The 8,892-nt window shown below is 72.2% G+C and carries 6 protein-coding genes; 2 read left to right on the top strand and 4 right to left on the bottom strand.

Features of this window, described 5'->3' with window-relative positions; genetic code table 11:
* Nucleotides 1–44 precede the first annotated feature (44 nt).
* Nucleotides 45–2,813, top strand: a complete 2,769-nt coding sequence (gene acnA, locus ACFRCR_RS13700; RefSeq protein ID WP_377678249.1) for an aconitate hydratase AcnA — start codon at nt 45–47, stop codon at nt 2,811–2,813.
* Nucleotides 2,814–2,951: 138 nt separating this feature from the next.
* Here acnA and ACFRCR_RS13695 read toward each other — a convergent pair whose 3' ends face one another.
* The 4 genes from ACFRCR_RS13695 to ACFRCR_RS13680 all read right to left on the bottom strand — a co-directional run bounded on the left by ACFRCR_RS13695 (nt 2,952) and on the right by ACFRCR_RS13680 (nt 6,803).
* The gene (locus tag ACFRCR_RS13695) at nt 2,952–3,398 is read right to left on the bottom strand and encodes a DUF1801 domain-containing protein (RefSeq protein WP_377678248.1); all 447 of its coding nucleotides are present in this window, start codon (nt 3,396–3,398) and stop codon (nt 2,952–2,954) included.
* 203 nt (nt 3,399–3,601) lie between these two features.
* On the bottom strand, nt 3,602–4,501 hold the full coding sequence (locus ACFRCR_RS13690; protein WP_377678251.1) for an aminoglycoside phosphotransferase family protein: 900 nt from the start codon (nt 4,499–4,501) through the stop codon (nt 3,602–3,604).
* A gap of 119 nt (nt 4,502–4,620) precedes the next feature.
* The gene (locus ACFRCR_RS13685; protein ID WP_377678247.1) at nt 4,621–5,358 is read right to left on the bottom strand and encodes an NUDIX hydrolase; all 738 of its coding nucleotides are present in this window, start codon (nt 5,356–5,358) and stop codon (nt 4,621–4,623) included.
* Nucleotides 5,355–6,803, bottom strand: a complete 1,449-nt coding sequence (locus tag ACFRCR_RS13680) for a GuaB1 family IMP dehydrogenase-related protein (RefSeq protein ID WP_377678246.1) — start codon at nt 6,801–6,803, stop codon at nt 5,355–5,357. The genes ACFRCR_RS13685 and ACFRCR_RS13680 overlap by 4 nt, the downstream gene beginning before the upstream one ends.
* A 152-nt stretch (nt 6,804–6,955) precedes the next feature.
* Between ACFRCR_RS13680 and dxs the strand changes: the two genes are divergently transcribed.
* Nucleotides 6,956–8,863 carry a 1-deoxy-D-xylulose-5-phosphate synthase gene (gene dxs, locus ACFRCR_RS13675; protein WP_377678244.1) on the top strand — a complete coding sequence of 636 codons (1,908 nt, stop codon included), beginning with the start codon at nt 6,956–6,958 and terminating at the stop codon, nt 8,861–8,863.
* Nucleotides 8,864–8,892 lie beyond the last annotated feature (29 nt).

Raw genomic sequence — 8,892 nt, 5'->3', positions numbered from 1 at the left:
GCCGCGGTGGTCGTCATCACCCTCGCCAGGTAGAAGGAGCAACCGTGAGCAGCGTCGACACGTTCGGGTCGAAGGGAACACTGGAGGTCGGTGAGAACTCGTACGAGATCTTCCGTCTCTCCGCGGTCGAGGGCGCGCAGCGCCTCCCGTACAGCTTGAAGATCCTCGCGGAGAACCTCCTGCGCACCGAGGACGGCGCCAACATCACGGCGGACCACGTGCGCGCCATCGCCGCCTGGGACCCCGACGCGCAGCCCGACACCGAGATCCAGTTCACGCCGGGTCGCGTCATCATGCAGGACTTCACGGGCGTTCCCTGCGTCGTGGACCTCGCGACCATGCGCGAGGCCGTCGCCGACCTCGGTGGCGACCCGTCGCGCATCAACCCGCTCGCGCCCGCCGAGATGGTCATCGACCACTCGGTGCAGATCGACGTCGCGGGTCGCCGCGACGCGTTCGAGCGCAACGTCGAGTTCGAGTACCAGCGCAACCACGAGCGCTACCAGTTCCTGCGCTGGGGCCAGACGGCGTTCGACGACTTCAAGGTCGTCCCCCCGGGCACCGGCATCGTCCACCAGGTCAACATCGAGTACCTGGCGCGCACCGTCATGACGCGCACCGTGAGCACCGCCGGCGGGGACGTCCTGAGGGCCTACCCCGACACCTGCGTCGGCACCGACTCGCACACGACCATGGTCAACGGCCTGGGCGTGCTCGGCTGGGGCGTGGGCGGCATCGAGGCCGAGGCAGCGATGCTCGGCCAGCCCGTCTCGATGCTCATCCCGCGCGTCGTCGGCTTCAAGCTCAGCGGACAGATCCCCTCGGGCGTGACCGCGACCGACGTCGTCCTCACGATCACGCAGATGCTGCGCCAGCACGGCGTCGTCGGCAAGTTCGTCGAGTTCTACGGTGCCGGCGTCGCGGCCGTGCCGCTGGCCAACCGCGCCACGATCGGCAACATGAGCCCCGAGTTCGGCTCGACCGCCGCGATCTTCCCGATCGACTCGGTCACGGTCGACTACCTGCGCCTGACCGGTCGCTCCGAGGAGCAGCTCGCGCTCGTCGAGGCCTACGCCAAGGAGCAGGGCCTCTGGCTCGACCCGACCGACCCGAGCTACGTCGAGCCGGTCTTCTCGGAGTACCTCGAGCTCGACCTCTCGACGGTCGTCCCCTCGATCGCCGGCCCCAAGCGTCCGCAGGACCGCATCGAGCTGTCGAACGCCAAGTCGGCGTTCGCCCGCGACCTGCCGACCTACGCCCCCGAGGTCGTCGACGTGGTCGACGAGGCCGAGAAGGAGTCCTTCCCGGCCTCCGACTCGCCCGCGATCCACGCCAACGGGCGCCGGACCGTGCCTGTCACGGACACCAACGGCAAGCAGTTCGACCTGTTCCACGGCGCGGTCGCGATCGCCTCGATCACGTCGTGCACCAACACGTCCAACCCGTCCGTGATGCTCGCGGCGGCGCTCCTCGCGAAGAAGGCCGTCGAGAAGGGCCTGGAGGCCAAGCCGTGGGTCAAGACCTCCATGGCACCGGGCTCGCAGGTCGTCACGAACTACTACGAGAAGGCGGGCCTGTGGCCCTACCTCGAGAAGCTCGGCTTCCACCTCGTGGGCTACGGCTGCGCGACGTGCATCGGCAACTCGGGCCCGCTCGACGAGAAGGTCTCCGAGGCCGTGAACGAGCACGACCTGTCGGTCGTCTCGGTGCTCTCGGGCAACCGCAACTTCGAGGGGCGCATCAACCCCGACGTCAAGATGAACTACCTGGCCTCCCCGCCGCTGGTCATCGCGTACGCCCTCGCGGGCACCATGGAGTTCGACTTCGAGCACGACCCGCTGGGTCGCAACGAGGACGGCTCGCCGATCTTCCTGCGTGACATCTGGCCCACGCCGGAAGAGGTCCAGGCGACGATCGACTCGTCGATCGACCGCGCGATGTTCACCAAGGACTACGCGGACGTCTTCACGGGCGACGAGCGCTGGCGCGCCCTGTCCACCCCCGAGGGCAACACGTTCGAGTGGGACCAGCAGTCCACCTACGTCCGCAAGCCCCCGTACTTCGAGGGCATGTCGGCACAGCCCTCCCCGGTCACCGACATCTCGGGTGCCCGCGTGCTGGCCAAGCTGGGCGACTCGGTCACGACCGACCACATCAGCCCTGCCGGGTCCATCAAGGCGGACTCCCCGGCTGGTGTGTACCTCGCCGAGCACGGCGTCGAGCGTCGCGACTTCAACTCCTACGGCTCGCGCCGCGGGAACCACGAGGTCATGATCCGCGGCACGTTCGCGAACATCCGTCTGCGCAACCAGCTCCTCGACAACGTCGAGGGCGGGTTCACGTTCAACTTCGTGAAGAACGCCCAGGACACGATCTACGACGCCGCGCAGGACTACGCCGCGGTCGGCACGCCGCTCGTCATCCTGGGTGGCAAGGAGTACGGTTCCGGCTCGTCGCGTGACTGGGCCGCCAAGGGCACGGCGCTCCTGGGCGTCAAGGCCGTCATCACCGAGAGCTTCGAGCGCATCCACCGCTCGAACCTGATCGGCATGGGCGTCCTGCCGCTGCAGTTCCCGGCCGGCGAGTCGGCAGGGTCGCTGGGCCTGGACGGCACCGAGACGTTCGACATCTCGGGCGTCACGGCGCTCAACGAGGGCACGACGCCCCGGGCGGTCAAGGTCACCGCGACCAAGGCCGACGGCACCTCGGTCGAGTTCGACGCCGTCGTGCGCATCGACACCCCCGGAGAGGCCGACTACTACCGCAACGGCGGCATCCTGCAGTACGTGCTGCGCTCGCTCGTCAACGACTGACGAGGGTCCGCCGCGGGGGCGGCGTCGTCGGGCTTGGGAGAGCTTCCCGGATGCCCGACGGCGCCGCGCACCCCGCCCGGAGCGCACGAGGACGGGGCGTCCCACCTTCGGGTGGGGCGCCCTGTCGTCGTTCTCCGGTCAGGACGAGGAGTCGCGCGCCCGCTGCGTGAAGGTGCCCGCCGTCACGGCGGCGTACGAGCGGCGCACGATCTCCTCCAGGACGTCGAGGTCGTTCGTCGACAGGTCCTTGAGGTATACGCACACGAGGCTCGCGGTGTGCGGGCCGAGGCGGTCCAGCAGATCCTGGTGCGCGGCCGTCCCGTCGGGCAGGTAGACCGTGGACGCGGCCTTGCGCGGCGAGAACCCGGCCGCCCCCGCGTCGCCCTGGCGGCCGCTCGCGTACTCGTAGTGGTACTGGCCGAACCCGATGATCGACGGCCCCCACATCACGGGCGGTTCGCCCGTGACCCGCTGCATGAGGGCGAGCAGAGTGTCCGCGTCGCGTCGGCGGACCGTGTGGGTGACGGTCGCGAGGAACGCGTCCACGTCGCCGTCGTGCGGGCGGGTCTTGTTGTCCGTGGCCATGTGCCAGTATCTCGCCGCTGGGCGCCGGTGGCACGCATGGCTCGTCGGCGAGATGCTGCTCGTTGTCGGGTCCCGTGTCCGATGACCGACAACGCGCAGCATCTCGCGAAGAGGGCTCGGGCTCGGCTCGGGTTCGGGTTCGGGCCCGAGTCGCGATCGCGGTCGTCCGTCGGCGGAGCGCCGTGCGCCCCGGGACGGGCGGCTCAGTCGTCCCCGAGCACCTGCGCGAGCGTCTGCGCGCCCAGCTCGGCGAACGACGGGTTGTCGTCGGAGTGGGCAGCGAACGCCGTGCCGAGGACCAGGGCCCAGGCGCGGGCTCGCTCCCACGTCGCGTCGTCCGTGCCGCACCGGGCCGTCACGGCCTCGCGGAAGGTCCGACGGCCCGCGGCGTCGAACGTGAGCCAGGCGGTCGCGAGATCGGTGGCCGGGTCGCCGCTCGTCATGTCCCCGAAGTCGACCACGGCCCCCAGCCGGTGGTCGCCGGGCGCGAGCACCAGGTTCGCCGGGTGCAGGTCGCCGTGCAGCCACAGCGCCGGCCCGTCCCAGGCGGGGAGCTCGACGAGGCGGGACCACAGTGCGAGGAGAGCGCCGTCGTCGGGCACGCGGCCCGACGCGAGGCGCTCCCGGACCGACGCGTCGCGCGCGGCCAGGGGGACGCCGCGGAACGGGTTCACGGGCGCCTGCTGCGGGGCGGGGACGTGCAGGGCTGCGAGGAAGGCGGCGAGGTCGGGCGCGAACGTGCGGCGCAGGGCTCGGCCCACGGCGAGGGCGCTCAGCCCGTCGAACCACGGGACGACGCTCCAGGCCCAGGGGAACGCGGGACCCGTGGAGCCGTCGGAGGGGAGCCCGACCCGCACCGGGGCCGGCACAGGGACGGGGAGGCGGGGCGCGAGCGTCGGCAGCCACGCCTGCTCGTGGCGCACGAGCGCGGCCGCGAGGTCGCGTCGCGGGACCCGCACGGCCAGGTCGTCGCCCAGGCGCAGCACCACGTTGTCCCAGCCGTTCGCGACGACCTCCAGGGGCAGGCCGGCCAGGTCGGGGTGCTGGGCCGCGAGCAGGGAACGCACGAGCTCGACGGTCACGTCGACGTCGGCGGAGGGCATGTCGGGCACGGAGGAACCCTAGCGGTGCGACGGCTTGGCACGCACCCAGGTCGTCGCATGCACCCGGGTCCGGGACGCGCGCCACGCGGCGAAGCGGCGGGGGCCCGCGACACCCACGATCAGACCGGCACCTCGACCGTGCGCGCCGCGTCCCACGGCTCGGCCCATCCGAGCCGGTCCAGGAGCGCGTCGAGGATCGCGCCCGTGAACCCCCACACGAGGTGCTCGCGCCCGTCCGCGGACACCAGGAATGCCGGGCTCTTGTGCGTGCTGCGTCCCCGGCGCACGACGGCGGTGCGGCGGTTCTCGGGGTCCGTCAGGTCCGCGACCGGCACCCGGAAGACGTGCGCCGACTCGGCCGAGTCGACGACCGCGACCGGTGTGGGCCGCGCCCACCACGCGACCACCGGTGTCACGAGATGGTTGCTCACGGGCAGGGGGAGCGGGGACAGGGCGCCCAGGACCTCGACCCCGTCGCGGTCCAGCCCCGTCTCCTCCACGGCCTCGCGCAGGGCCGCGTCGACCAGGTCCGCGTCCGTGTCCTCGAGCCGTCCCCCGGGGAACGAGACCTGGCCCGGGTGGTGGCTGAGCGTCGAGGCGCGGGCGAGCAGGAGCACGTCGAGGTCGGCAGGCACGGGGGAGTCCGGCGCGTCGTCCGTCGCGTCCCGCCCGGACGTGTCACGGACGGCCAGGACGTCGTCGAGCACGCCGAACAGGACGAGGACCGCGGCCTGGCGCACGCGCGACTCGTCGAGCGTGCCGATCGCGTACCGCCACGGGCGCGGCCACGGCGAGGCGTCCCGGGCAAGGGCCGCGAGCTCGGCGCGGGCCGACCTCGCGGACGGGTCGGCCGTCACCAGCCCGCGGGCAGCGGGCGCCCCTCCTCGTACCCAGCGGCCGACTGGATGCCGACCACGGCGCGCTCGGCGAACGCGGCGAGAGAGTCCGCCCCCGCGTACGTGCACGAGCTGCGCAGTCCCGCGGTGATCTCGTCGATCAGGTCCTCGACGCCCGGACGGGCCGGGTCGAGGTACATGCGCGACGACGAGATGCCCTCCTCGTACAGTCCCTTGCGGGCCTGGTCGAACGGCGAGCCGCCCGCGGTGCGCGCCGCGACCGCACGGGCCGAGGCCATGCCGAACGACTCCTTGTAGAGGCGGCCCGTGCCGTCGTCGTGGAGGTCACCCGGGGACTCGTGCGTCCCGGCGAACCAGGACCCGATCATGACCTGGGACGCCCCCGCCGCGAGGGCCAGGGCGACGTCGCGCGGGTGGCGCACACCGCCGTCGGCCCACACGTGCTTGCCCAGCTCGCGCGCCGCCTCGGCGCACTCGAGGACCGCGGAGAACTGCGGGCGACCCACGGCCGTCATCATGCGCGTGGTGCACATGGCTCCCGGTCCGACCCCGACCTTGACGATGTCCGCGCCCGCGGCGACGAGGTCGCGCACGCCGTCGGCCGTCACGACGTTGCCCGCGACGATCGGGACCTGCGGGTCGAGCGAGCGCACGGCCTCGAGGGCCTGGAGCATCTTGACCTGGTGGCCGTGGGCCGTGTCGACCACGAGCACGTCGGCGCTCGCGGCGAGGAGCTCGGCGGCCTTGGCCTTGACGTCGCCGTTGATGCCGACGGCCGCGGCGACGCGCAGCCGGCCCGCGCCGTCCAGGGCGGGGGAGTAGACGCTCGAGCGCAGCGCGCCGCGCCGCGTCAGGACGCCCACGAGCCGGCCGTCGCGCACGACCGGCGCGACCTTGCGGCGCGAGCGGTGGAGCTCGTCGAACGCGGCCTCGAGGCCGCCGGGGCCCGTGACCATGGAGGCCTCGACGACCTGCGGCTGGGCGGACATGACCTGGCGGACCTGCGTGAAGCGGTCCACGCCCAGGCAGTCGGCCTCGGTGACGACGCCGACCGGGCGGTCGCCCTCGAGCACCACGGCCGCACCGTGCGACCGCTTGCCGATGAGCGTCAGGGCGGTGTGCACCGTGTCGGTGGGGGAGACCACGACCGGGGTCTCGATGACGGGGTCCTTGCTCTTGACGTCGGTGATCACGTCCGCGACGACGTCGGTCGGCACGTCCTGCGGGATCACGACGATCCCGCCGCGCCGCGCGACGGTCTCGGCCATGCGCCGGCCCGCGACCGCCGTCATGTTCGCCACGACGAGCGGGATCGTGGTGCCCGTGCCGTCGTCGGACGACAGGTCCACGTCGAAGCGCGACGTGATCTCGGAGCGGGACGGGACGAGGAACACGTCGCCGTAGGTCAGGTCTGTGGTGGGCCGCTGGCCCGGCAGGAAGCGCACCACAGCAGTCTACGGAGGGATGCGAGAGGGGGAGGGCGGATCGGGTGCCCAGCACGTGCAGACGTCGTGACCAGCCCTTTCCGGGCGCGAGCACCCTCATTGACGGCCTAGAGTTGTCGGGCTAGTCGAATGGCAGGCGGAACGGAGCGGTTATGACCCTGTTGAGCAGCATCACGTCCCCGGAGGACCTCCGGCGACTGACCCCCCAGCAGGTGGAGACCCTCGCCGCGGAGATCCGCGAGTTCCTCGTCTCCGCCGTCTCCCGCACGGGCGGGCACCTCGGGCCGAACCTCGGCGTCGTCGAGCTGACGCTCGCGATGCACCGGGTCTTCGACTCGCCCAAGGACTCGTTCGTGTTCGACACGGGCCACCAGTCGTACGTGCACAAGCTGCTCACGGGCCGCCAGGACTTCTCCGCGCTGCGCAAGCGCGACGGCATGTCCGGGTACCCGAGCCGCGCCGAGTCGCCGCACGACATCGTCGAGAACTCGCACGCGTCGACCGCGCTGAGCTGGGGCGACGGGATCGCCAAGGCCAACGTGGTGCGTGGCCTGCGGGACCGGCACGTCGTCTCGGTCATCGGCGACGGCGCGCTCACGGGCGGCATGGCCTGGGAGGCGCTCAACAACATCGCCGAGAGCCAGGACCGCCGCCTGGTCATCGTCGTCAACGACAACGGCCGCTCCTACTCGCCGACCATCGGCGGCATGGCGCACCACCTGTCGACCCTGCGCACGACCCGTGGGTACGAGAACTTCCTCGACTGGGGCAAGCGCACGCTCTCGCGCTCGGGCGCCCCGGGACGCTTCGCGTACGAGTGGCTGCACGGGCTCAAGAAGGGCCTGAAGGACGTCGTCGCGCCCCAGGGCATGTTCGAGGACCTGGGCATCAAGTACGTCGGCCCGGTCGACGGTCATGACATCGAGGCGCTCGAGCACGCGTTCGTCCGGGCCCGCTCGTACGGCGCGCCCGTGATCGTGCACGTCATCACGGAGAAGGGCCGCGGGTACACCCCGGCCGAGCAGGACGTCGCCGACCGCTTCCACGCGGTGGGCCAGATCCACCCCGAGACCGGGCTGCCCGTCGCACCCTCGCGCTTCGGCTGGACCTCGGTCTTCGCCGACGAGATCGTCAAGATCGGGCGTCGTCGCCCCGACGTCGTCGCGATCACCGCGGCCATGCTGCACCCCGTGGGCCTCGCGCCGTTCGCCGAGGCGTTCCCCGAGCGCACGTTCGACGTGGGCATCGCCGAGCAGCACGCCGCGACCTCGGCCGCGGGCATGGCCTTCGCGGGCCTGCACCCGGTCGTCGCGGTCTACGCGACCTTCCTCAACCGGGCGTTCGACCAGGTGCTCATGGACGTGGCCCTGCACAAGGCGGGCGTCACGTTCGTGCTCGACCGTGCGGGCATCACGGGCGAGGACGGCGCGAGCCACAACGGCATGTGGGACATGGCCATGCTGCGCATCGTGCCGGGCCTGCACCTGGCCGCGCCGCGCGACGAGCCGACGCTGCGCGACGCCCTGCGCCACGCGGTCGACATCGACGACGCGCCGTCGGTCGTGCGCTACCCCAAGGGGGCCGTCGTCGAGCCGATCCCCGCGATCGAGACGCTCGACGGCGTCGACGTCGTCGCACGCCACGACGCCGTCCCGGCCAAGAAGGCCGCCAGGGCGGGTGCCGCGACCCGCAGGGTGCTCCTCGTGGGCGTCGGGTCCATGACCGGCACCGCGATGGCCGCCGGTGAGGCGCTCGCGGCCCACGGGCTCGACGTCACGGTCGTGTCGCCCACCTGGGTCCTGCCCATGCCGTCGGCGCTCGTGAAGCTCACGGGCGAGCACGACCTCGTGGTCACGATCGAGGACGGCCTGGCCGACGGCGGCGTGGGCTCGCTCCTGGGGCAGCGTGCGGTCGAGGCCGGGGTCACGGTCCCGGTCGTCCCGCTGGGGCTACCGACGGTCTTCCTGGACCACATGTCGATCGACCAGGTCAAGGCCACGCACCGCCTCACGGCGCAGGACGTGACGCGCGACGCGCTCACGGCGCTCGCGCTGCTCTGAACCCTCTGGTCGAGGAGACGCACGAGGGG

The organism is Oerskovia sp. NPDC056781, assembly GCF_042789955.1.
Classification (GTDB): domain Bacteria; phylum Actinomycetota; class Actinomycetes; order Actinomycetales; family Cellulomonadaceae; genus Oerskovia; species Oerskovia rustica.
The sequence above is the reverse complement of the archived record's forward strand: the minus strand, read 5'-3'. Positions and strand labels throughout refer to the sequence as shown.